Here is a 24,472-nt window from a genome sequence, read left to right as displayed (position 1 = left end):
AACCCGCACACTACATCAATGCACGACTCAAGCTATTCAGGTACGCGATCACATATTGCCGTGCGCGAAGGCCCCGCTCACCGCCGTCCTGACGCTCCGTCAATGATCAGGAAACCGAATAGAATACCGCGGCCCCACCCCTTCCTGAAGCAGGACGCAATCGCCGCAGCACGCGGCATCGTACCCGTGCAGCCGAGCCACCGCGCCCTTAAACACGTCGCCCCGCAACTCATCGATAATCGTTGATAACGGCGCCATATCAAGCGCGGCTTGCTCGCACGCGAAGTAGTAATCCTCATCGACGATCGGAACGAAGTCCAGTCCGAAATACGCAGCCGCCGGCTGGACGCCGAACCCAACATCGGCCTTGCCGCTCGCCACGAACGCCGCGATCGCCGAATGCGTCAGTTCGGTTGACGCGTAGCCGTTAATGCGCGTCGGATCGATACCGATATCGCGTAGCATCAGGTCGAGCAGCATTCGTGTGCCGGAGCCCGGCTGGCGATTAACAAAGCGCAAGCCTTCGCGAGACAGGTCGGCGAGGCCGCCGATGTGCTCTGGGTTGCCCTTCGGTACGAACAACCCCTGCTTGCGGCGAGCCAGGTGAATCAGCACATGACGCTTATCGTCCAGCCATGGCCGGTAGACGGCCGCACATACTGCACGGAACGGTCCAATCGGCAAGTGGAAACCGGCCAGGTCGCATTCGCCGCGCGACAACGACGCGACGGCATCCGCGCTGTCCCGATATCGGATCTCCACCGAGGTGCCGCCTTCGGCGAGCGCTTGAACTAGCGCCGCGACGGCATACCCGTGTGACGCGTGAATCCGCACGTCGTGCCGCGCTGAGGCCAGCAATCGCTGGATTTCATCGGTAACTTCGACACCGAGCGACTGCGCGAGCGGCCCCAGCCGTTCAATACGCACGCGTTCGGCCCACAGCAGTTTTTCGCCGAGCGGCGACAGCAGCGAACCTTGGCCTCGAACCTTGACCAGCAACGGACCGCCAAGGCGCTGTTCGGCCGTGCGCAGCATACCCCATGCGTGCCGATACGAGAGACCGAGCGCTTGCGCCGCGCTCGCAATACTGCCTAACTCAACCAGTCGCGTCAGCAGCAGGATCACGTCCGACAAGCGTACGCTCGTGTGATCATCCGCTATGATCCGCAATTCGGACACCGCTTCGATCCTGGGCGTCTTCATATGCAATTCCCTTTCCTATTGAAATCGGCACCGGCAACGTCTAACGTTCAGGAAATATTCATTCCACGAACGATATATGAATCTATAAATCATATATCATCCCCACCGGAGGCCCCTTGGCAGAACCCGCTACCGGCCGCGCAATGGGCGCCGCATTGGCGCCAGAGGCGGCAGCCCGGCTTGTTATGCACCACACCAGTGCGGCAGCGCGCGCCGTACCGGGACATTCGCTTTTAAGCGTCTTACACGCCATCCAAGACGACGTCGGTTACATCCCCGACGGTGTCATCGCCCCGCTGGCCCAGGCAATGAACTTGTCGCGCGCCGAAGTTCACGGCGTGATCACGTACTACCACCACTTCCGCACGTCGCCGCCGGCCGCCGTGACCGTCCAGTTGTGCCGCGCCGAATCCTGTCGCGCGATGGGCAGCGAAGCACTGGCGCGGCATGCCGAGGCCCACACGAGTCGCCGCTTCGATGCGTGTCGCCACGACGACGCCCATCGCGCGGCGCCCACAACGGCCAGCGCCGCGCCGCGGGCTGATGACCCAGCGGTCGAGCTACAATCCGTCTATTGTTTGGGTTTGTGCGGCACCTCCCCGGCGATGACGGTTAATGGCAAGCCATACGCTCGTGTCACGCCGGCGAAGCTCGATACAGTGCTCGCCGCGGCGATCGACGACGCGCGATCGGGAGCGCACCGATGACAATTCGCCTCTACGTCCCGTCCGATACGACTGCGATCGCGTTTGGAGCCGATGAACTCGCACAGGCCATCGCGGGACAAGCCGCACGGCGTGGGCTCGACATTGAACTGATACGAAACGGCTCGCGAGGGTTGTCTTGGTTAGAGCCACTTGTGGAGGTCGGCACGGCCGCCGGCCGCATTGGCTACGCCAACGTTGCGCTGGAGGATATCGACGCGTTGTTCGACTCGGGTTGGCATGCCGATGACGACGCTACGCAGGCGCAGGCAGCGGCCCATCCGAAATGCGTCGGCCTCGTCGAGGCCCTCCCCTACTTGAGCAAGCAGCAACGTTTGACCTTTTCCCGGATCGGCATCGTCGATCCGCTGTCGATCGACGACTATGTGGCGCACGGTGGCCTGCAAGGCCTGCGCCGCGCGTTGCAGATGGCGCCAGCCGCCGCCTGCCAACTCCTGATCGACGCCGGACTGCGCGGACGCGGCGGCGCCGCGTTTCCGGCAGGCATCAAGTGGCGCACGGTACTGCAAGCCCAGGCAGACCAAAAATATGTGGTCTGCAACGCGGATGAAGGCGATAGCGGCACGTTCTCGGACCGCCTGTCGATGGAATGCGATCCATTCGGCCTGATCGAAGGCATGATCATCGCCGGCGTGTCGACCGGCGCGACGCAAGGCTACCTCTACGTACGCAGCGAGTACCCGCTGGCGATTGCGCGATTGAACGCGGCGATCGCCCGCGCACGCGCCGCCGGCTGGCTCGGCCCGGACGTGCTGGGCTCCGGTCGAGCCTTCGATCTATTCGTCGCGAAAGGCGCCGGCGCGTACGTCTGCGGCGAGGAGACGGCGCTGCTCGAATCGCTCGAAGGCAGGCGCGGCATCGTGCGCGCAAAGCCACCGCTGCCTGCGTTAGTCGGATACTGGGGCAAGCCGACAGTGATCAACAACGTAATCACGTTGGCGTCTGTGCCGATCATTTTCGCGCGCGGCGATGCGTTCTATCGGGACTTCGGCATGGGACGCTCGCGTGGCACGCTGCCGTTCCAACTCGCCGGCAATGTACGGCGCGGCGGGTTGGTCGAACTCGCGTTCGGCGTCACGCTGCGCGAACTGGTGTTCGAATTCGGAGGCGGCACAGCGAGCGGACGCCCCGCGCGCGCGATCCAGGTCGGCGGGCCGCTCGGCACCTATCTGCCGCCAAGCCAGTGGGACGTGCCGCTGGACTACGAAGCCTATGCGGCGATCGGCGCCGTCGTGGGCCATGGCGGCATCGTGGTCCACGATGACACCGCCAACCTGGCCGAGCTGGCGCGTTACGCGATGCACTTCTGTGCACTCGAATCATGCGGTAAGTGCACGCCATGCCGGATCGGCTCCACGCGCGGCGCGGAGGTCATCGACAAGCTTCGTGCACCGGAGCAGGATGCGCGCGTGCGCGCACGCCACGTGACGTTGCTGCGCGAGCTGTGCGACACGATGCTGCACGGCTCGCTGTGCGCGATGGGCGGGATGACCCCCTACCCGGTGCTGTCCGCGCTAGACCATTTCCCCGAAGACTTCGGCCTTGCGGCCGCCGGCGGTGACACGCCATACGAGCCTGAACGCAGCGCCGCAGTATGACGACACACGCGCGCCGCCTTCGCGCGACGCGCAGGAGCAAGACAATGAACGACATGAACCAAGATGGCCTTCGTGGTGAGTGCGGGTCCGGAGCGTGCGCTTGCCGCGCGAATAACGTGCCGCTGGACGACGTCGATTTCGGTACGCCGGCGCGCCACGGTCCAAGTGTGTCGCTGCAGATCGACGGCGTGCAGGTGGACGTGCCGGCAGGCACATCGGTCATGCGCGCGGCGGTCCACGCCGGCATTCGCGTGCCGAAACTGTGCGCGACCGATTCTCTAGAGGCATTCGGCTCATGCCGGCTGTGCCTAGTCGAGATTGAGGGCCGCCGGGGTTATCCGGCCTCTTGTACGACGCCGGTCGAACCGGGCATGAAAGTGCGCACACAAAGCGACAAGCTGCAGGCGCTGCGTCGCAACGTCATGGAGTTGTATATCTCCGATCACCCTTTGGACTGCCTGACGTGCCCGTCCAACGGGCGGTGCGAGTTGCAGGACATGGCGGGCGTCGTGGGGCTGCGCGAGGTTCGCTACGGCTACGATGGCGCCAATCACCTGCGCGACGCGAAGGACGAATCGAACCCGTACTTCACTTATGACGCCAGCAAGTGCATCGTATGCAACCGATGCGTGCGCGCGTGCGAGGAAACGCAAGGCACCTTTGCGCTGACTATCGCCGGACGCGGCTTTGAGTCGCGCGTCGCGGCAAGCGAAGGCGTCTCATTCATGGCATCGGAGTGCGTCTCGTGTGGGGCGTGCGTGGCCGCCTGCCCGACCGCGACGTTGCATGAGAAGTCGATTGCCGAACTGGGCCAACCGGAGCATGCCGTCGTCACAACCTGTGCCTATTGCGGTGTCGGCTGTTCGCTGAAGGCCGAGATGAAGGGCAACCAAGTGGTGCGGATGGTGCCACACAAGGACGGCCGCGCCAACGAGGGCCATGCTTGCGTGAAGGGACGCTTTGCATGGGGCTATGCGACGCACCGTGACCGCATCACGCGTCCGATGATCCGCGCGTCGATCGACGCGCCATGGCGCGAAGTGAGCTGGGACGAGGCGCTGGACTACGCGGCCAGTTCGTTCCGGCGCATCCAGGACAAGTATGGACGCGACGCGATCGGCGGCATCACATCGTCACGATGCACGAACGAAGAGACGTACCTAGTGCAAAAACTCGTGCGGGCAGCATTTGGCAACAACAACGTTGACACCTGCGCCCGCGTGTGTCACTCGCCGACCGGCTACGGCCTGAAGACCACGCTTGGCGAATCGGCCGGCACACAAACCTTCGCATCGGTCGCGCATAGCGATGTGATTATGGTGATTGGCGCCAACCCAACCGACGGCCATCCGGTATTCGGCTCACGGCTCAAGCGGCGCCTGCGCGAAGGCGCGAAGCTGATCGTGATCGATCCGCGCCGCATCGATCTGGTTCAGGGGCCCCATGTCAACGCGCAGTATCACCTGCCCGTGCGTCCCGGCACAAACGTCGCGATCATCAATGCGTTCGCGCACGTGATCGTCACCGAGGGCCTGCTCGACACGGCCTTCATCGCCCAGCGGTGCGAGCCGCTCGCATTCGAGCAATGGCGGGATTTCGCGGCCCAGCCGCAGAACGCGCCGGAAGCCACCGAGTCGATCACCGGCGTGCCGGCAGCGCAAGTGCGCGAAGCCGCTCGTCTGTATGCTACCGGTGGCAATGCGGCGATTTATTACGGGTTGGGCGTCACCGAGCATTCGCAGGGCTCCACGATGGTAATGGGCATCGCGAATTTGGCGATGGCCACCGGCAACCTCGGCCGTGAAGGCGTCGGCGTCAACCCGCTGCGCGGGCAGAACAACGTGCAGGGCTCCTGCGACATGGGCTCGTTCCCGCATGAGCTGCCGGGCTACCGGCATATCGGTGACGCCGCGACGCGCAGCTTGTTCGAGGACGCTTGGAACGTCACACTGCAACCCGAGCCGGGTCTGCGCATTCCGAACATGTTCGACGCCGCACTGAGCGGCACATTCAAGGGTCTGTATTGCCAGGGCGAGGACATCGCGCAGTCGGACCCGAATACGCAGCATGTCGCCGCAGCGCTGTCGTCAATGGAGTGCATCGTCGTGCAGGATATTTTCCTGAACGAGACGGCCAAGTACGCGCACGTTTTCCTGCCGGGCACATCGTTCCTGGAAAAGGACGGCACGTTCACGAATGCGGAGCGCCGGATTTCCCGCGTGCGGCAGGTGATGCCCCCGCTGCCTGGCATGGCCGACTGGCAGGTGACGATCAAGCTGGCCAGCAAGCTCGGCTACGCGATGGATTATTCCCATCCGAGCCAGATCATGGACGAAATCGCGCGGCTTACGCCCACCTTCCACGGCGTATCATACGCGCGGTTGGACGAACTGGGCAGCATCCAGTGGCCCTGCAATGAAGCGGCGCCGGACGGCACCCCGACCATGCACGTGGACACATTCGTGCGCGGCAAGGGACGCTTCGTGATCACGCAGTTCATCCCGACGCGCGAGAAGGTCACCCGCCGGTTCCCGCTGTTGCTGACCACGGGCCGGATCCTATCGCAGTACAACGTCGGCGCGCAGACCCGCCGCACGGACAATTCGCGCTGGCATGAAGAGGACCGGCTGGAGATCCACCCGGTGGACGCAGAGGACCGTGGAATTAAAAGCGGCGACTGGGTCGGCATCGCGTCGCGCGCGGGACAAACGGTCCTGCGCGCGCAGGTCACCACGCGGATGCAGCCCGGCGTCGTCTACACGACGTTTCACTTTCCGGAATCCGGCGCCAACGTGGTGACCACCGACTCGTCCGACTGGGCAACTAATTGCCCGGAGTACAAGGTAACTGCGGTGCAGGTCACGCCGGTCGCCGGGCAGTTGTCGGACTGGCAGCAGCGCTATGCCCGCTTCAGCGACCGGCAACTGACGCTGCTAAACGAACGCAACTTGCTGGACGCCTCGAGCGTCGCAACGGCCAAGTAGGACGAGGAATCGACAATGGCAATGCCGCTGCACACCCTGGTCGACATGGTCAACCGCATTGGAGAGTTCTTCGAATCGATGCCCGATCGACACGCTGCACTCGAAGGTATCGCCGATCACCTAAAGCGCTTCTGGGAACCGCGCATGCGACGCACGCTGCTCGACGCGCTCGATCGCGGCGTAGATCCGGCGTTGGACGACTTGATGCCGATCACGCGCGAGGCCCTTATTCGCTATCGTGGCAGATTAATGCCGGCCGCCGCGCCGGCATAACCCGCGCCCCTCGCAGCCGCAGGAGGCGCTTGCACGACACGCCTGAGCAGCGTGCGGTTGTGGTTGCCCGTGCCATGACGCGGGCCATAGGCACGCCGAGCAGCGCGCGCAGGCCGCCACGTGTGCGTCCTGTGTGACACACGCCTATGCACCACACCATGGCGACTGACGACGCATCCGCTAGAATCCAGCATTTAGTCTACCGGGCAGCGCCCGAATGGAAACCGCGATGCTTTCATCGATGGCCGCAGTCGCGTTAGGCGGCGCGCTCGGCTCGCTGCTACGCTGGGTACTCAGCACGCGCTACAACAACGTGCTTCCCGCGTTGCCGCTCGGCACGCTCGCCTCGAATCTGATTGCTGGCTATGTGATAGGCGTATCCATTGCGTACTTAGGCAAACATGCGGATCTCGCACCGCAGTGGCGGCTATTCGTCATCACCGGCTTGATGGGCGGCTTGTCGACGTTTTCGACCTTCTCCGCCGAAATCACCGCGCATCTGCAAGCCGGACGCATCGGCTGGGCCGTCAGCGAGGCCGCGATCCATCTGGCTGGCTCGGTACTCATGACGCTGGCCGGGCTAGCCAGCGTCGCGTGGCTTCGCCGCTAGCCGCTAGCGGGTCGATGCCACCGTCGTTTCACGCGCACGCTGCGCTTGCGGCAGCGCGCCAAACCAATCCTCGCCATAGCGCAGCAGCGCGGGAGCGTCGCTCAGCAGCCGTCCGCGGGCCGCAACGTAGCCGTCCGGACGAACTAGGTAGAAGCACGGGCGCGTGCGTCCGTAGCTAAAGGCCAACGACGAGGCGCTCTCGCCCGATGCATCGCACGGCTGTTGCGTATCGCTCACCCGCCATGTACGTACGCGCGCACGAAGCAGTGCCTCGATCTTGGCGGCAAAGCTGCCCAGGGCGCCGGCCTCCTCGCCGGCACGCGGCTCGTCATCGTTGGCCGACGTCATCACCAGCAAAGTAAAGTTCACCGGATCGTATAAGTCGAACAGTCGGGCCACATACGGTACCTGACCGAGCGGGCCATCCATCACGTGCACCAATGCGTCCGGCGCCCGCTCGCCAGCGCGCACGCCCCCGTCGAGCGGGCACTCCAACGTCAGCGGACTGCGCCGGTACTGAATCGCAAGCTCGCTCACGGCGCGGCGCGCCGCATCACGAACCGGTCCGAGCGACGCGATCAGCGGGATCAGCTGGTCACGCACGAGCCGCAGCACGCCATGATCGGCCTCAACCAGGTGCGTAACAAAGCGGGTCTGCCGCAGCACGCCACGCTCAATCGGATTGCGTTCGAGATGGTACGTATCGAGCAAGTGATCCGGAGCGCCACCGTTGAGTACCTGCGCCAGTTTCCAACCTAGGTTCAGCGCCTCATGGATCCCGGTGTTCATCCCCTGCGCACCTGCCGGACTATGCACGTGCACGGCGTCTCCGGCCAGGAATACGTTGCCGGTGCGCAGCCGCTCCACCATCCGGCTGTGAATATGGTAATACGAGGACCACGCCAGTTGCGACAGCCGCACCGGCACATGGATGCGGCGCTCGACCCACTGCTGGCATTCGTCGAGCGAAGGACCAGCATTGTCGTCGTCCGTCTCGCGCTCCCGATCTTCGACGTCACCGATCTGTGTCAGGCGGCCCCCAACGAGGCGGCCTTCGGGCTGTGCGCCCGCCCCGACAGTCGGCGAAGATGTAGCATGGAGCAGCCCGATGCGCACCGCGGCCTGATGCGCCGCGCCGACCGGCGGCCGGTCCGCAATCAGCCGGTAGCGATCACCGCCCAGCGGAAAGATTCCTGCCAATCCTTCGGCGCTGGCAAATAACTGGAATTCGTCGACCGGCAATGCCCAATCCACACGCAGATCCGCCAGCAGAAAGGACTGCGCCAGCGTTTCGCCAGCGAACGCGCCGCCCAGTAAGTGGCGCACCGTGCTGTGTGCGCCGTCGGCGCCAACCAGATACCGTACCCGCTGCGTTTGCACGCGCCCATCGGGCAGCCGCAGTGTCGCGTCAACCCCCGCTGCGTCCTGTTGCAGCCCGATCAGCTCGACGCCGCGCTCGATGTCCACGCCGAATTTGCGCAGATGTTCAGCGAGAATGCTCTCCGTCTGCGACTGGTCGACGAACAGTAGGTAAGGATAGCGGGTCTGCAGCGGGTCGAAATCGAGCCGCAACAGCGTTTGCCCGTTCGAGTACAGATGGGCGGCACGACCCCGATGCCCAATCTCGATGAACGGCTCCACCACGCGATGCAACTCGAGCAATTCAAGCGTACGCGCTTGGATCCCGATCGCGCGGGACGTGGTTGCGGGACACGGCGCGCGGTCGATGACGCGCAGCGCAATACCCGCGCGCGCCAGGCTCATTGCGGCGGCCAACCCCGTCGGGCCGGCGCCCACGATCAGCACCTGCGGTGGCTGTAGCGAAGAATGGGCCATGCTGCGCTCCGTCACTGTTGTTCGGTTCAGTTTAGGCTATTCGGTGGCGCTTCCCATGCCGCAACACGGCAGCAAGAAACGCGCCTAATTGAACACGTCTGACAGATGGTGGCCGGCGTCCGCCAGCAGCGCTATCGAATTGGCTAGCCAGCCATCAGCGCCTGCAACGCGACAATCGCCATGCTCAGCGCGACGGCGATCGCGAACGCCCGACCGTGGCCGGCGCCGGCCGGCCACAGCATAATATACATTGGCCGTGGCGCCAACATGCCGTATCTGCAAGCGCCGCCCGCGTATCGGCAAAAGTGGCAAGGCCGTCTCGTACGTTACGCAGAGCCGAATCGGCATCGCCTGGTCGGTGCTGCAACGTGACTGGGCCCGTGCCGATCTCAACGCGTTCGGACGGCGCACGCACGTGCCTAAGCCAGCTTGTACCGGTTGCGCGCCGCCTCGCTGCGGTACAGGACCAGCGTCGCAACCAGGCCGCACAGTGCAGCGGCCGACATCCACAGACCCGGCGCCGCCTTGTTGCCGGTCTCATGGATCAGGTAAGTCGAGATCGCCGGCGTGAAGCCGCCGATAGTCGTGGCCAGGCTATACGCGAGCGAAAACCCGGCGGTACGGACGTCAGCGGGCATCACTTCGGTCAAGCCGGCCACCATTGCGCCGTTATAGCATGCGTAGATGAACGAGAGCCACAGCTGCACCGCCAGCAACCGCTCGAACGATGGATGCGCGACCAGCCATTGCATCGCCGGATACACGCTCACCAGTGCGACCAGCGTGAACGCGACCAGGACTGCGCGGCGCCCGATCCGGTCCGACAGCGCGCCACTGACCGGCAGCCAGAATAAGTTCGACAGGCCGATGCAAATCGTCACCAAGAGCGTATCCACAGCGGACAGCTTGAGCACCTCCTTACCGAAGGTGGGTGTGTACGCGGTGATCAGATAAAAAGACACCGTGGTCATGATGACCAGGCCCATGCCTGCGATCACCGTGCGCCAGTTTGCGACCATCGATGCGAAGATCTCGCCCATCGTCGGGCGATGCTTGCGCGCCAGAAACTCGTCCGTCTCCGTCAGCGATCGCCGGATCAGAAACAGAAACGGAACGATCAGGCAACCAACCAGGAAGGGGATCCGCCATCCCCACTCCCCCATTTGGTCGGCTGGCAACACGCGGTTCAGGATCACGCCGAGCAACGCGGCGAAGACCACCGCCACCTGCTGGCTGCCCGACTGCCACGCGCAGTAGAAACCCCTGCGCCCCTTGGTCGCGATCTCCGCCAGATAGACCGATACGCCACCGAGCTCGACCCCGGCGGAGAAGCCTTGCAGCAGCCTGCCGGCCAGCACCAGCGCCGGTGCGGCAAGCCCGATCGTCGCATAGCCGGGCACGAGCGCCACTGCCGCGGTCCCGACCGCCATCAGCGACAAAGTCAAGAAGAGGCCCTTGCGGCGCCCATGATGGTCGATGTACGCCCCTAACACGATCGCCCCGAGCGGGCGCATTAGGAAGCCGGCGCCGAACACCGACAACGACAGCATCAGCGATGCGAACGCACTGCCGGCCGGAAAGTACGTCTTCGCGATCGCCGACGCATAGTAGCCGTAGACCATGAAGTCGTACATCTCCAGGAAATTGCCGCTGGTCACGCGGAACACGGTACGCGCTTTCGATTCTGACACGGTTGTCGCAGTCATCTGGCCTCCTGAGGGAAAAACGTCGACAGTTAGAAGCGGGTCTCGCGCGCCGCGCGCAGGAATGTATCGAGCAGCGGCGTGCAGCCGAGCAGCTCGGCGCCGCCCGCCCGGTGGAATTCGGGATGCCACTGGACGCCGACGACGAACGGCGAGCGGCGATAGCGCACAGCCTCCACCAGGCCATCGTCAGCCGAAATCGCCTCGACGTTCAGGTCACGCCCGACGGTCCTCACCGCCTGGTGGTGAATCGAGTTGGGATCCTTGGGCGGCGCGCCCGAGGGCACGCCGCCCACCGTTTCGGCCTCGGGTCGCAGCTTGCCGGATAAGGCATCGGCGGACGCGGGTTCAACTAAGCGGGGAGTCGAGGGTTCGCTCATGGTGAATCGTCAGACGTGCAAATCCACACATTCCAGCCAGGGTTCGCGCATTATCCGCCGTTCACTGCGCACGGGCAAACCACGACCTTCATTCGCATACAATGCGTGCACGGCGCGACGTTTTCCATGACGCCGCCACGACCCCACATATTGCTTGCCGGATGGGCTTCGATCATGACAGTTTCCCACACCGCTGATTTCACGCCGCTACCGCCGTTGTCGGCACTTGCCGCCGCACTGCAGGCCGGCACGAGCACTAGCCGCGAGTTGGTCGAGACTGCACTCGAGCGGATCGCCGCGCCGCACGGGCAAGGCCGCTCGGTGTTCATTGAGGTGCACGCACAGGCGGCTCGCCAATGCGCGGATGCGCTGGACAAGCTGCGCGCCGCCGGCACAGTGCTGTCGCCGCTGATGGGCGTGCCGGTCTCGATTAAGGACCTGTTCGACGTCGCCGGCCAAGTCACCCGCGCGGGCTCGGTCGTGTTGTCCGACGCGCCGCCCGCCCGCACCGATGCGAGCACGGTCGCACGGCTGCAGCAAGCCGGCGCGGTCATCATCGGACGCACTAACATGACCGAGTTCGCCTTCTCCGGCCTGGGATTGAACCCCCACTACGGCACGCCGGCCTCGCCATGGCAGCGCACCGCCGGCAACGCCGAACGCCGCATTGCCGGCGGCTCTTCGTCGGGGGCGGCCGCCTGCGTTGCCGACGGAATGGCTGCGGTGGCGCTCGGCACGGACACCGGCGGCTCGGTCCGCATTCCAGCCGCGTTGTGCGGATTGACCGGTTTCAAGCCAACCGCGCGGCGCATTCCGACTGATGGCGTGCTGCCCCTGTCTTCGTCGCTCGACTCAGTCGGCCCCATCGGCTCGTCGGTCGCCTGCTGCGCCGTCACCGACCGGATCCTGGCCGGCCTGCCGCCTGTCGTGTCGCCGGCGCGGCCAATCGAAGGCGTGCGGCTCGGCGCGCTGCCCCACCTAATGCTCGACGACATGGACCTGAGCGTGGCGCGCGCCTATGACGACGCCCTTCAGCACCTTTCGGCAGCCGGCGCGCGGGTCAGCGAGCTGCGTTTCGCGCCGCTCGAGCGCCTCGCGCACGTCAACCGGCTGAGCCTGCCGTCAATCGAGTCGTTCGCATGGCACCGCAAGCTGATCGAAAACCGTGCCAGCGACTACGATCCGCGCGTGCTGGCACGTATCCGCAAGGGCGAGCGCGCTAGCGCGGCCGACTATATCGAGTTGCTGCGCGAGCGAGCCGACATCATCGCGCAGGCCGAGCCGCTATGGCACAGCTTTGATGCCATTGTCTGTCCGACCGTGCCCATCGTGCCACCGCGCATCGCGGAACTGCAAGCGGATGACGCTGTCTATGCGCGCGTCAACGCAACGATACTGCGCAACCCGAGCATGATCAATTACCTCGACGGCTGCGCGCTGTCGTTGCCGTGCTCGCGTCACGGCGAAGCGCCAGTCGGCTTGACGCTGGCCTCGGGCACTGGTCGCGACGCTGCGCTGCTCATGCTGGGCCGCGCGGTCGAAGCCGTGCTCGCACCGCTGCGATGACCGCATGCTGGCTTGTCCGACGCGTCCCGACGCGTCCTCACTGAGTAAAACACTATGAATGATTCGTTGAGAATGCGCCGTGAGCGACGCCTGCTGGTCCTGCTGGGACTGGTCTGCATCGCCCTGATCAGCGGCGCGTTGTATCTACAGTATTTCAAGCATGAAGCTCCGTGCCCATTGTGCATCATCCAGCGTTACTGCTTCTTGCTGATCGCTGTATTCGCGTTCATCGGCGCGACGCTGCGGAGATGGCGCGGCATCGCGGTATTGGAGACACTGATCGTCGTTGCGGCGGCCGGCGGGATGGCCGCCGCGATCCAGCATATCGAGGTCCAAGCCAATCCGTCGTTCAATTGTGGCTTCGACGCACTCGAGCCGATCGTCGATGCACTGCCACTCGCCAAACTGTGGCCTGGCGCATTCAAGGTCGCGGGACTGTGCGAGATACCGTACCCGCCGATCCTCGGACTGAGTCTGCCGCAATGGGGACTGATCGCGTTCGGCCTCATGTTCGTGCTCGTATCGCGCAGCCTGTGGCGTACACGCAAACTACGCGCCTAGCACCAAGCATGAGGCGCGACGCGTGAGGCCTGATGCTGCGCGATGCCCCCCTGCCATCACCCGTCATCGCCCCATACGCCGCCCCGGAAGCCCTTTCATCGGCTGCTTTGCCCGTGCCTGCGCGCGACGGACGACATGACCCCACACGGAGCGATCCACGAGGCACCACCGATGGCCTAACCTTGCGTCTGATCGAGAATGACGCACAACTGAGCGCTGGATCAAGCTGCTCGCCGAGTACAATCTGGAGCGCGGCAACTACACGTATTTCGGCATGATCGGATCGAGGACGAAGCGCATGCCATTCGAGTATCGACTGGCGGCGCTCGGCATCGACCTTACCCTATTGGCTCGGATGATGTACCCAATCGGCACCGAGGGCCTTGCAAGCCAGGCACCCGCCTCCATTGCGATCGCCGTAGCGGCACAACTGTTGCATGTGGTAGAACAACGCCATCCCCACACGATGTCACCGTCGCCATGAACCCGATCCTCGCTGACAAGATCGCGCACGCGCCGAAAGCGGAGCTGCATATCCATATCGAGGGCTCGCTGGAGCCAGAATTGATTTTCGAATTGGCCCGCCGCAACGGCATTGCGCTGCCGTACCCGACAGTCCAGGCGCTGCGCGACGCGTACGCGTTCACCGACCTGCAGTCGTTTCTGGATATTTACTACGCCGGCGCAAGCGTACTGCTGCACGAACAAGACTTCTACGACATGACCACGGCGTACGTCGAACGCGCAATGGCCGATCACGTCGTCCATGCGGAAATCTTCTTCGACCCACAGACTCATATCGAACGTGGCGTGTCAATCGAGACCATGGTAGCCGGCATGGAGCGGGCGCTGGCAAAGGCCGAGGCGCGAGGATTTTCCAGCAAGCTGATCCCGTGCTTTCTGCGCCATCTGCCGGAAGAACATGCGTTGCAGACGTTTGATGCCGCGCTGCCGATGTTCGAGCGGTATGGGCACAGGCTGATCGGTGTCGGCCTGGATTCGTCCGAGTACGGTCATCCCCCGTCCAAGTTCGCACGTGTGTTCGCCCTCGCGAAGGAGCGAGGCCTGAAGTTGGTCGCCCACGCGGGTGAAGAGGGGCCGCCGGCATACGTCGTCGAGGCGCTCGACGTACTGGACGTGCATCGCGTCGACCACGGCGTGCGCAGCATCGAGGACGCGGCATTGGTCGCGCGGCTGGCGGACGCGCGCGTTGCACTGACCGTCTGCCCGCTGTCGAACCTAAAGCTGTGCGTCGTCAACGACATGACCGAGCATACGCTGAAGCGGCTGCTCGATGCCGACGTGATGGTGACGATCAATTCTGACGATCCCGCTTATTTCGGGGGCTACATCAACCAGAATTACCTGGCGATCGCCGATGCGCTGAAGCTGACCGACGACGAGTTGTACAAGATCATCCGCAATGGATTCGAGGCATCGTTCGTCACCGATGCGCAACGCGCCGCCTATCTGTCATTACTGGACGCGTACTGGCATGCGCCGCAAGCCATGCCATAACGCACTGAAGCGAACTTAGGAGAAACAAGCCATGGAAAATCAACGCGGCGCGGCAGCCAACGCTTCGCTGCCGGAGCGGTTCTTTAGCGTGCGCGAGAGCGGTTCGAGCGTGCGCACCGAGGTGCTGGCCGGCATCACGACGTTTTTGACGTCAATGTACATCATCGTAGTCAATCCCGCCATCCTGTCACAGGCGGGTATCCCGTTTCCGGCAGCGCTCAGCGCCACCGTGCTGGTCAGCTTCGCCGGCAGTTGCGCGATGGGCTTGTACGCGCGCAACCCGGTGCTGGTCGCGCCCGGCATGGGAATGAATGCGCTATTTGCGTTCGTCATGGTGCACGCAGGCAACATGCCGTGGCAAACGGCGCTGGGCTGCGTGTTCTGGTCGGGCGTGATCTTCGCGGTGCTGGCCGCCTTCAACGTGCGTCGGCTAGTGGTCGACGCAATCCCGGCCAATCTGCGGCACGCGCTGTCGTGTGGCATCGGTCTGTTCATCTCGCTGATCGGGCTGGTCAATGCAAAATTCGTGGTCTCCGATCCGGTGACCATCGTGCGTGCCGCGTCGCTGAACCCGGTCATCGTCACGTTCCTCGCCGGCCTGGCAATCACCACGGTGCTGGTAGCGCGTCGCATCACCGGTGCGCTGATGATCGGCATTGTCGTCACGACGATCCTGGCGATCCCGATCGGACGCCTGTGGGGCGACGGCAGCGCGTACTGGCCGGTGGCGATGGCCACGCCCACGCTGGTGAACTGGAACGGCCTGGTCGCGGCGCCGGACTTCTCCGCGCTGTTTCAACTTGACCTGGTCGGTGCGCTGAAGGTCGCATACTGGCCGTTTATCTTCGTGATGCTGTTCACTTCGTTTTTCGATGCGTTGTCCACCTTCATGGCCGTGTCCAACGCCGGCAACCTGCTAGATGCCGATGGCAACCCGCGCAACATCCGACAATCGATGATCGTTGACGCGTTCTCGGCATTGGTGTCCGCGCCACTGGGCACGTCGCCGGCCAACGCCTACATCGAGTCGGCTGCGGGCATTTCTGCAGGCGGACGCACCGGGCTAGTCGCGGTGGTCGCCGCGGTGTGCTTCCTGCCGTTTCTGTTCCTCTCCCCGCTGCTATCGCTGGTGCCGGCAATTGCCACCGCCCCGGCGCTCGTGCTGGTCGGCGTGTTCATGATGGAGCCGATTACGCGGATCGAATGGCACCGCTTCGATGAGGCGATACCCGCGTTCATCGCGATGATCCTGATCCCGCTCACGTACTCCATTACCGCTGGCATCGCGTATGGCTTTCTGGCCTTTGTCGTACTGAAGCTGTTCGTCGGCCGGGCCCGCGAGGTCAAGCCAGCCATGTGGACGGCCGCGGCGCTGTCGGGGCTGCTGCTGGCCCAACTCTGAGCGCGGCCCGAGCCCGCGATCCGGCTATAATCGCGTCCCATTGGGGAGTAGCCGCCCTGCACGCGATGCGCAGAGGCATCCGTCAACATACTTGGCCCGCGCGACGTGGGCGGCCATGGCGGGTGCAGCCTCAGGCCTGGCAAGACCGGTGATCCACGAACTGCCGGAACAGGCCGGGCAGCGCGTGAATCGTCGTTCGCGCATCCACGGCCTGCGGATAACCTCATTGATGACCGAAGCTTTCCTCATTTCTGCCGGCGGCGTCGCACTCGCCGAGATCGGCGACAAGACACAACTGCTGTCCCTCGTGCTCGCCGCCCGCTATCGCAAGCCCTGGCCGATCGTATTCGGCGTGCTGGCCGCCACGCTGGCGAACCATGCCGGCGCCGGCGCGCTCGGCCAATGGCTGTCGTCGCTGCTCACTCCCGGCGCGATGCGCTGGGCGCTCGCGCTGTCGTTCATCGCAATGGGCGCGTGGGTGCTGGTGCCAGATAGATTGCGCATCGAAGACGCGCGGCCCGCGCGGACCCGGCTGGGCATCTTCGGCACGACGGTGCTGACGTTTTTTATCGCGGAAATGGGCGACAAGACGCAGATTGCGACAATCGCATTGGCCGCGCGATTCCACGATCTGCCCAGCGTGGTCATCGGCACCACGCTGGGCATGATGCTTGCCAACGTACCAGCGATTTTTCTGGGCGAGCGTTTTGCCCATCGGTTACCCACCACCGCGGTGCGGGCGATGGCCGCGGTCATGTTCATCGTGCTCGGCGTGCTGGCCCTGTGCGGCGTCGGCCTCGGCAGTCAATGACCCCGTTGAGCCGCACGCGCTCCACGCTTGGCGCTCAGCGCCCCGCGCTCGGTGACGCATCCGGGGCTGGCTGCTCGTCGCGCCTCGGCGAAGCCGTCGGAACATCGTCGCGCATCGGCGACGCGGCCGGAGCAGCCTTCTCGTTGAACGACGGCGGCGCGCCGCCCGCCGCCTGTCCGTGCAATTCGGCGGGCAGGCGCACCTGCCGAGTCGTGCCGTTCTGCAATGGGAAGTCTGCCAGCGCGCTGCGTATCAGGTAGGGCATAGCGAGCGGCAACGACTGGCGCGCGGTCGGCGTCGTCGCAGTGACCTTGTATCGCTCCTTGCCGCTCGAGCGCTCCGTCATGCGGATCGTCAGGCTCTGCACGAACACGGGTAATGCCGTATCGACGTAGGCCGGCATCATGCCGAACGGCCACCACGGGCCCGGTCGTCCCCATCCCGGCCACCATGGATCGGTATAGACCGGTTGCTGCACGACAATGCTGCCGGCATGCGTGCCATAGGCCAGTTCGACGTCATAGTGGGCGCTGGTCGGCGCCACCTGTCGAAAATGGTAGTGCGACAACTCGTCAGCGAGCTGCGCCTCATAGGTGCACTGCTCGATGCTGTTCTGCTGCTGCGCATCGCGCTTGAATGCAAAAGTGCGGTCGCGGTCCGAGGCGCTGGTGCTCCACGCATTGAACGCGATCACGTCCGAAGTCACATAGCTGGCGCACCCCGACAGCACCAGCATCGCAAGCGAGCCGGCCGCCCATTGGCGCCCACGTGTCACGTGCTGCAACAATCGTCTGAACATCATGGTTTTCCTTGGATTTGGCCTTCGTACCGGCCGCCCGGCGAAACGCCCGCGACGCAAGACCATTATCTATTTTGTACAATCGTCGGATCATCATAGCCACGGCCTCGCCGCGGTCACTTGAAACGTTAGACACCGGATCGCGCCATTCTTTCCCGACGCGGCGCGTGACGCCGTGCGACGGCGTGGCCCGGGTCCATTGCCATTGAACCACCTTTCGACGGATACGCCATGTCCAAGCCTGCTGAAGCCACCGTCATCCGCCGTGCAGATTACACGCCGCCCGCGTTTTTGATCGACACCGTGGAACTCGAATTCGATCTCGTGCCAGAACGCACGCTGGTGCGCAGCACACTACGCGTGCGGCGCAATCCGCAGGCCGGCGACGCTGCCGCCGACCTCGAATTGGCCGGGGAAGCATTGGAGCTGCTGTCATTGACCGTCGATGCCCGCGCGCACGATGCAGTCACAGTGCACGATGGCGGTCTCGTCGTGTCGAACGTGCCGGAGGCGTTCGAACTGGTGATCGAAAACGCGTGCCGCCCCGCCGACAACACGACGTTGTCGGGCCTTTATGTCTCCAACGGCAATTTTTTCACCCAATGCGAAGCCGAGGGCTTTCGTCGCATCACGTACTTCCTGGACCGGCCCGACGTGATGGCGACCTACCGCGTCACACTACGTGCTGACCAAGCCGCTTATCCGGTACTGTTGTCCAACGGCAATCTGGTGGACAGCGGCACGCTGCCGCACGGCCGGCATTATGCGAAGTGGGAGGACCCGTTCCGCAAGCCGAGTTACTTGTTCGCGCTGGTCGCCGGCAAGCTCGTTGCCCGCGAACAAACAATGAAGACGCGCTCGGGCAAAGAAAAGCTGCTGCAAGTATGGGTCGAGCCACATGACCTGGACAAGACCGGTCATGCGCTCGATTCGCTGGTGCGCGCGATTCGCTGGGACGAGCAGCGCTTCGGGCTCGAACTGGATCTGGACCGCTTCATGATTGTCGCCGTCGGCGATTTCAACATGGGCGCAATGGAGAACAAGGGACTCAACATCTTCAATACGAAGTACGTGCTTGCGAACGCGCAGAGCGCGACCGACATTGACTTCGCAAACATCGAATCGGTTGTCGGGCATGAGTACTTCCATAATTGGACCGGCAATCGCGTGACCTGCCGTGACTGGTTCCAGCTCAGCCTCAAGGAAGGGCTCACGGTGTTCCGCGACCAGGAGTTCTCCGCCGACATGGCGGGCGGCACCACCGATCCGGCTGCCGCCGCAGTCAAGCGCATTGATGACGTACGTATGCTGCGGCAGATGCAGTTTGCCGAGGATGCCGGTCCGATGGCGCATCCAGTGCGACCGGAAAGCTATGTTGAGATCAATAACTTCTACACGGTCACCGTCTACGAGAAAGGGGCGGAAGTCGTGCGGATGTACCAGACGCTGTTCGGGCGCGACGGCTTGCGCCGAGGCATGGACCTGTATTTCGAACGGCATGATGGCCAGGCAGTGACCTGTGATGATTTTCGCGCTGCGATGGCTGACGCGAACCACCGGGATTTGGCCCAGTTCGAGCGCTGGTACAGCCAGGCCGGCACGCCCCGTGTGGCGGTGCGCACCGCGTATGATCCGGTGGCCCGCACCTTTATCTTGACGCTGATGCAGCACTATGGGGAATCGTCGCCACATGTGGCGCAAACGCAAAAGGGACCGCTGCTGATCCCCTTCGCGCTCGGCCTGGTCGACACGCAAGGGCGCGACATGCCGCTACGCCTGCAAGGTGAACCGGCCGAGGCCGGTGCGGCGACCACGCGTGTGCTCGAGCTCACCGGCACACAGCAGTCCTTCACGTTTGTCGACGTCGCCGAGAAGCCACTGCCGTCGCTGTTGCGTAATTTCTCCGCGCCGGTGATCGTCGAATACGACTATACCTACGACGAACTCGCGTTCCTGCTCGCGCATGATAGCGATCCGTTCAACCGTTGGGAGGCTGGGCAGCGCCTGGCCACGCGCGCCTTGCTGTCGCTGGCCACACAGGTGCAGCAGCACATGCCGCTCGAGCTACCGGCGGCATTCATTGCCGCCTTCAGTGCCGTGCTGCGCGACGCCTCGTTGTCGCCGGCATTGCGCGAACAAGCACTGACTCTGCCGTCCGAGACCTATTTGGCCGAGCAAATGGACGAAGCCGATCCGGCCGCCGTCCACCAGGCGCGGCAATTCGTGCGCCGCAGGCTGGCAGCCGCGCTACGCGAGGATTGGCTCGCTGCGTACGACGCATACCGCACGCCAGGCGAGTACGACCCGAACCCGACCGATGCCGGCAAGCGTGCGCTGAAGAACCTGGCGCTACACTACCTTGCAGAACTGGACGATCCGACGGACGCGTTGCGGCTCGCTCGCGCGCAGTTCGACGAGGCCAACAATATGACCGATCGCGCTGCCGCGCTCGCTACGCTGATCACGTTGCACGCGAACGCGCCCGCCCAAGCGCAAGCTGCAGCGCAAGCCGCGCTCGACGCGTTCTACCGCCGCCACGAGGACGACGCGCTAGTGATCGACAAGTGGTTCGCGCTCCAGGCTCAGCAACGCAGCGGCACAGGCCGACGCACGCTCGATACGGTGCGTGAGCTGATGCGGCACCCGGCCTTCAACCTGAAGAATCCGAACCGGGCGCGTGCGCTGATCTTCAACTTCTGCGCGGCCAACCCGGAACAATTCCATTTGCCGGATGGCTCCGGCTACGCGTTCTGGGCCGAGCAGGTCATCGCGCTCGACGCCATCAATCCGCAGGTTGCCGCCCGCTTGACCCGCTCATTGGAACGCTGGCGTAAGTTCGTGCCGGCGCTGCGCGAACCGATGCGCGCGGCGCTGGAAAAGGTCGCCACTCATGCAAGTTCGAAGGACGTGCGCGAGATCGTCGGCAAGGCGCTGGCATAGCCTTTGCTTAACGCGTCGGCGGGCAGTGTCGCCAACGCCAACGCCAACGCCAACGCCAACGCCAACGCCAACGCCAACGCCAACGCCAACGCCAACGCCAACGCCAACGCCAACGCCAACGCCAACGCTCACGCCGATACGGTGCAGTGATGGTCAGCGCGGCAGACGGACGGGCTGTCGTGCAACGCCGCCCGCGCCGTGCGAGCCGCCGCGACGAGGTTGGACAACACCGTCTGCACGCAGTGCCAATCGGCCGCTGTCGACCCGCAATCCGCGCTCACCCACAAGCGCGGCGCCGGGATACGCGTGAGCGCGGCGTCGATCGCCGCGAGCATCTGCGCGTTGTGCGGCGCGCACGCCACATGAACGCCATCGATGCCGGTTCCGATTGCGCACGGAGACGGCAAGGCCGCCAATGCGTCGAGCCGAGCCCTCACGGCACGCCCGGTGCCGGACAGGATCACATCGGCATCCAGCGCGGCGATCGCTGGCAGCATGTCATCGAGCGCGGCATCGCCCAGATGGACGTGAATCTGCGTGTCGTTCGCCGCGCCGCCGGTAGCCACTTGGAACGCACGCACCACCCAGTCCAGATAGGCGTCGCACTCGGCCTGCCGGAGCGGCAAGCCCTCGCCCAGCACCGGCTCGTCGATCTGGATGATGCCGATTCCTGCGGCCTGGAGCGCGGCGACCTCGGCCCGCAACACGAGCGCGACCTGCAGCGCGGTCATGGCGCGCGACTGGTCGTCACGCACGAACGCGCGTTGCAGCATCGTCGCCGGGCCGGTCAGCATACCCTTGACGGGCTTGTCGGTCAGCGACTGGGCATACGCCACCCACCCCACGGTCAACGGCTCGGGCGCATAGACATCGCCGTAGATCAATGCAGGCTTGACGCAACGGCAGCCGTCCACTTGCACCCAGCCGCTGTCGGTGACGGCCATGCCCCACAGCTGTTCAGCGAAATACTCGACCGGCTCGTCGCGCTCGGCTTCGCCGTGTACGAGCACGTCCAGACCCAGCGCGTGTTGGCGCTCAACCGCATGACGGATTTCGGCGCGCATCGCTTCCAGATAATCGAAATGGGTCAACTCGCATTGTCGGTAGGCGGCACATGCGGCGCGGATCGCGTCGGTCCGCGGCAATGGGCCGAGCACCGTGGTCGGCAACACGGGAAGATTGAAGCGCGCGCGCTGGGCAGACTCCCGCACCGCATAAGGGGCAGCGCGCCGCATGTGTGCGGGCTCCAGCCGCGCGACATCGCGCTGCACCAGCGCATGATGGACCCGTGCCGACGTGCGGCGCGTGTGCAGCGCCGCCGCACAAGCATCGAGCGCGTGCGCGATGTGCGGCGCGGTGCGCCCGGCCGTGACCGCGTCCCGCAGCAGCGCGATCTCGGTGGTCTTTTGCACTGCGAACGCCATCCAGCTGCGCAACGCATCGTCCAAGCGGGTCTGCTGCGCAAGGTCCAACGGCACGTGCAGCAACGAGCAGCTGGACGCGACCCAGACATTGTCGCCCAACCGCGCATGCACCTGCTCGAGTAGGTGCAGTGATGCGGCCAGGTCGTTGCGCCACACGTTGTCCCCGTCCACGATGCCGCACGATAGTATCTTGTCGCGCGGCCATTGCTCGGTGAAGGCGGACAACTGCTGCGGCGCGCGTACCAAATCCAGATGCACGCCATCCACCGCCGACGCCTTCAGCCACGATGCATGGCCGCTGACATCGCCAAAGTACGTCGCGAGCAGGATGCGCGGCGCGCCGCCGCTAAGCTGTTGATAGGTGTGTTGCGCGGCATCGCACCACGGTTGCGGCAAGTCCAACGTCAAAACAGGCTCGTCGAGCTGAACCCATTCCACGCCGGCCACCCGTAGCGCGGCAAGCAACTTCTGGTAGGCCGGCAACAGCCGGGGCAGCAGGTCGAGTCGATCCAGTTCCGCGCCGTGCACGTTAGCCAGCCATAGCAGCGTCAATGGGCCGACCAGCACAACCTTAGCGCGATGGCCCCTGTGCTGTGCGTCGCGCAGTTCGTCCAGCAACCAGTCCACACCGCCGTCAAAGCGCGTGGCTGCGTCGAACTCAGGCACCAGGTAGTGATAGCGCGTATCGAACCATTGGCGCGATTTTAGCGGCGGCTGTTGCCCATGGCCGCGTGCCAGCGCCAAGTACTGGGCCAGTGTCAGGTTGCGCGCCTCGAAGCCGAATCGGGCGGGCAGCCCGCCCAGATGCACCAGCGTCGTCAGCACATGGTCGTACCAAGCAAAATCGCCGACTGTCACAAAATCCAGCCCCGCGTCTTGCTGGATGCGCCAATGTTCACGTCGCAGCGCCCGTCCTGTCTCGAGCAGCGCCGCCTGCGCATGCTCGCCCGCTCCAGCCTGCCAGTACCGCTGCAGCGCGAGCTGTAGTTCGCGCTGCGCGCCGATGCGGGGAAAACCCAGGACATGTGCGGCAATCATCGCGGCCTCCGATTCCAATGTTGCGCAGTATCCATTGCACTGATGTATGATTCAAACGAAATATTTTTTCGATTATCTTTAATTTTTTTCAAGCACGATGATCCGCTCGCCGCTGGAGTTGCGCCACTTGCAAACGCTGATCGCGCTGCGCGAAGCGGGCAACCTATCGCGCGCCGCGCAGTGGCTGTGCCTGACGCAATCCGCGCTGTCGCATCAATTGCGGGCGATCGAGGACCATTTCGGCCTGGCGCTATTCGTGCGCAAGTCTTCGCCGCTGGTCTTCACGCCGGCCGGCAAACGGCTGCTGGTGCTGGCCGACCACGTCGTGCCCGCGGTCGAGGAAGCTGAGCGCGACGTCGCGCGCCTCGCGCAGGGCAGCGGCGGCACGCTACGCATTGCAGTGGAATGCCACACCTGTTTCGATTGGCTGATGCCCGCCATGGACGCCTTCCGGCAGCGCTGGCCCGACGTGGAGTTGGATATCGTGTCCGGCTTCCACGCCGACCCGATTGGACTGCTACATTCGGACCGGGCGGACCTGGCGATCGTCGCCGAGGCCGATCCTGACGAGAACGTCGAGCATCGGGCGCTGTTTCGCTTCCAGATTGTCACGTTGCTCGCGCACGACCACCCGCTCGCCGGCCGTGACGCATTGACGGCCGACGACTTTCGCCACGAGACGCTGATCACCTACCCGGTGCCCGACGACATGCTCGACATCGTGCGCCAAGTGCTCCGGCCCGCTGGCATCGAGCCCAAGCGCCGCACCTCGGAATTGACCGTGGCGATTTTGCAGCTGGTCGCCAGCCGCCGCGGGATTGCCGCGTTGCCGCTATGGGCTGTAGCGACCTATCTCGAAAAGCGCTACGTCGCGGCGCGCACCGTGCTGTGTGGGCCGCCGCGAAAGAGCGCGCCACTGTCCGGCGAGCTTTACGCGGCGATGCTGCCCGCGTTCGCCCGACGGCCGTACGCCGCCGACTTCGTGTCGACGATGCGTGAGACCAGTTTGCTGAATTTGTCTCAAATCGAATTGTTATAGCGCAGGCTCGCCAACGCACCGACGCGCTACACCGCCCATGTAGAATGGCGGCCATGCAAATC

At 64.4% G+C, this 24,472-nt stretch carries 19 protein-coding genes, 1 pseudogene and 1 riboswitch; of the genes and pseudogenes, 14 read left to right on the top strand and 6 right to left on the bottom strand.

Features of this window, described 5'->3' with window-relative positions; all coding sequences use genetic code 11:
• Positions 1-99: 99 nt before the first annotated feature.
• Positions 100-1,203: a substrate-binding domain-containing protein gene (locus B0B13_RS15920; protein ID WP_076797055.1), complete on the bottom strand. Its 1,104-nt coding sequence runs from the start codon at positions 1,201-1,203 to the stop codon at positions 100-102.
• Positions 1,204-1,346: 143 nt separating this feature from the next.
• Between B0B13_RS15920 and B0B13_RS15915 the strand changes: the two genes are divergently transcribed.
• The 5 genes from B0B13_RS15915 to crcB all read left to right on the top strand — a co-directional run bounded on the left by B0B13_RS15915 (position 1,347) and on the right by crcB (position 7,393).
• Positions 1,347-1,910 (top strand): NAD(P)H-dependent oxidoreductase subunit E, encoded by a 564-nt coding sequence (locus tag B0B13_RS15915; RefSeq protein ID WP_076797387.1) that lies wholly within the window; start codon positions 1,347-1,349, stop codon positions 1,908-1,910.
• Positions 1,907-3,526: a formate dehydrogenase beta subunit gene (locus tag B0B13_RS15910; RefSeq protein ID WP_076797054.1), complete on the top strand. Its 1,620-nt coding sequence runs from the start codon at positions 1,907-1,909 to the stop codon at positions 3,524-3,526. The genes B0B13_RS15915 and B0B13_RS15910 overlap by 4 nt, the downstream gene beginning before the upstream one ends.
• Before the next feature lie 44 nt (positions 3,527-3,570).
• Positions 3,571-6,510, top strand: coding sequence for a formate dehydrogenase subunit alpha (gene fdhF / locus B0B13_RS15905; protein WP_076797053.1), 2,940 nt, complete (start codon positions 3,571-3,573; stop codon positions 6,508-6,510).
• 15 nt (positions 6,511-6,525) lie between these two features.
• A complete protein-coding gene (locus B0B13_RS15900) occupies positions 6,526-6,783 on the top strand; it encodes a formate dehydrogenase subunit delta (RefSeq protein ID WP_370642900.1) in 258 nt (85 codons plus the stop codon).
• 229 nt (positions 6,784-7,012) lie between these two features.
• Positions 7,013-7,393 carry a fluoride efflux transporter CrcB gene (gene crcB / locus B0B13_RS15895; RefSeq protein ID WP_076797386.1) on the top strand — a complete coding sequence of 127 codons (381 nt, stop codon included), beginning with the start codon at positions 7,013-7,015 and terminating at the stop codon, positions 7,391-7,393.
• 3 nt (positions 7,394-7,396) lie between these two features.
• On the opposite strand, the gene B0B13_RS15890 is transcribed toward crcB, so the two are convergent.
• The 3 genes and pseudogenes from B0B13_RS15890 to B0B13_RS15880 all read right to left on the bottom strand — a co-directional run.
• Positions 7,397-9,229, bottom strand: coding sequence for an FAD-dependent monooxygenase (locus B0B13_RS15890; RefSeq protein WP_076797052.1), 1,833 nt, complete (start codon positions 9,227-9,229; stop codon positions 7,397-7,399).
• 419 nt (positions 9,230-9,648) lie between these two features.
• Positions 9,649-10,935 (bottom strand): MFS transporter, encoded by a 1,287-nt coding sequence (locus B0B13_RS15885; RefSeq protein ID WP_076797051.1) that lies wholly within the window; start codon positions 10,933-10,935, stop codon positions 9,649-9,651.
• A 29-nt stretch (positions 10,936-10,964) separates the two neighbouring features.
• Positions 10,965-11,192: pseudogene (locus tag B0B13_RS15880) on the bottom strand (gamma-glutamyl-gamma-aminobutyrate hydrolase family protein); the annotation flags it as partial.
• A gap of 294 nt (positions 11,193-11,486) precedes the next feature.
• On the opposite strand from B0B13_RS15880, the gene B0B13_RS15875 reads away from it, so the two are divergent.
• The 6 genes from B0B13_RS15875 (at position 11,487) to B0B13_RS15850 (ending at position 17,170) form a co-directional block, all read left to right on the top strand.
• Positions 11,487-12,878, top strand: coding sequence for an amidase (locus B0B13_RS15875; protein ID WP_076797385.1), 1,392 nt, complete (start codon positions 11,487-11,489; stop codon positions 12,876-12,878).
• Between the two features lie 54 nt (positions 12,879-12,932).
• Entirely contained in the window at positions 12,933-13,439 is a 507-nt protein-coding gene (locus B0B13_RS15870) for a disulfide bond formation protein B (protein ID WP_076797050.1), read from the top strand.
• A gap of 274 nt (positions 13,440-13,713) precedes the next feature.
• Entirely contained in the window at positions 13,714-13,923 is a 210-nt protein-coding gene (locus tag B0B13_RS15865; RefSeq protein WP_076797049.1) for an XdhC family protein, read from the top strand.
• Positions 13,920-14,957, top strand: coding sequence for an adenosine deaminase (locus tag B0B13_RS15860; protein ID WP_076797048.1), 1,038 nt, complete (start codon positions 13,920-13,922; stop codon positions 14,955-14,957). Before B0B13_RS15865 ends, B0B13_RS15860 begins: the two co-directional genes overlap by 4 nt.
• A gap of 31 nt (positions 14,958-14,988) precedes the next feature.
• Positions 14,989-16,359: an NCS2 family permease gene (locus B0B13_RS15855; protein WP_076797047.1), complete on the top strand. Its 1,371-nt coding sequence runs from the start codon at positions 14,989-14,991 to the stop codon at positions 16,357-16,359.
• Positions 16,360-16,389: 30 nt separating this feature from the next.
• A riboswitch (yybP-ykoY riboswitch) is annotated at positions 16,390-16,578 on the top strand.
• Between the two features lie 10 nt (positions 16,579-16,588).
• Positions 16,589-17,170 carry a TMEM165/GDT1 family protein gene (locus B0B13_RS15850; protein WP_076797384.1) on the top strand — a complete coding sequence of 194 codons (582 nt, stop codon included), beginning with the start codon at positions 16,589-16,591 and terminating at the stop codon, positions 17,168-17,170.
• Between the two features lie 34 nt (positions 17,171-17,204).
• Here B0B13_RS15850 and B0B13_RS15845 read toward each other — a convergent pair whose 3' ends face one another.
• Complete coding sequence (locus B0B13_RS15845; protein WP_076797046.1) at positions 17,205-17,972, bottom strand: DUF4136 domain-containing protein; 768 nt, start codon at positions 17,970-17,972, stop codon at positions 17,205-17,207.
• A gap of 228 nt (positions 17,973-18,200) precedes the next feature.
• Here B0B13_RS15845 and pepN point away from each other — a divergent pair, with 228 nt between their 5' ends.
• Entirely contained in the window at positions 18,201-20,909 is a 2,709-nt protein-coding gene (pepN, locus tag B0B13_RS15840) for an aminopeptidase N (RefSeq protein WP_076797045.1), read from the top strand.
• A gap of 3 nt (positions 20,910-20,912) precedes the next feature.
• Positions 20,913-21,059 carry a hypothetical protein gene (locus B0B13_RS18575; protein ID WP_170872450.1) on the top strand — a complete coding sequence of 49 codons (147 nt, stop codon included), beginning with the start codon at positions 20,913-20,915 and terminating at the stop codon, positions 21,057-21,059.
• Here the strand turns inward: B0B13_RS18575 and metE are convergent.
• A complete protein-coding gene (metE, locus tag B0B13_RS15835; RefSeq protein WP_076797383.1) occupies positions 21,038-23,371 on the bottom strand; it encodes a 5-methyltetrahydropteroyltriglutamate--homocysteine S-methyltransferase in 2,334 nt (777 codons plus the stop codon). The genes B0B13_RS18575 and metE overlap by 22 nt on opposite strands.
• A 97-nt stretch (positions 23,372-23,468) precedes the next feature.
• Here metE and B0B13_RS15830 point away from each other — a divergent pair, with 97 nt between their 5' ends.
• Complete coding sequence (locus B0B13_RS15830; protein ID WP_076785300.1) at positions 23,469-24,410, top strand: LysR family transcriptional regulator; 942 nt, start codon at positions 23,469-23,471, stop codon at positions 24,408-24,410.
• Positions 24,411-24,472 lie beyond the last annotated feature (62 nt).

The organism is Burkholderia sp. b14 (assembly GCF_900156195.1).
GTDB lineage: Bacteria > Pseudomonadota > Gammaproteobacteria > Burkholderiales > Burkholderiaceae > Mycetohabitans.
The sequence above is the reverse complement of the archived record's forward strand: the minus strand, read 5'-3'. Positions and strand labels throughout refer to the sequence as shown.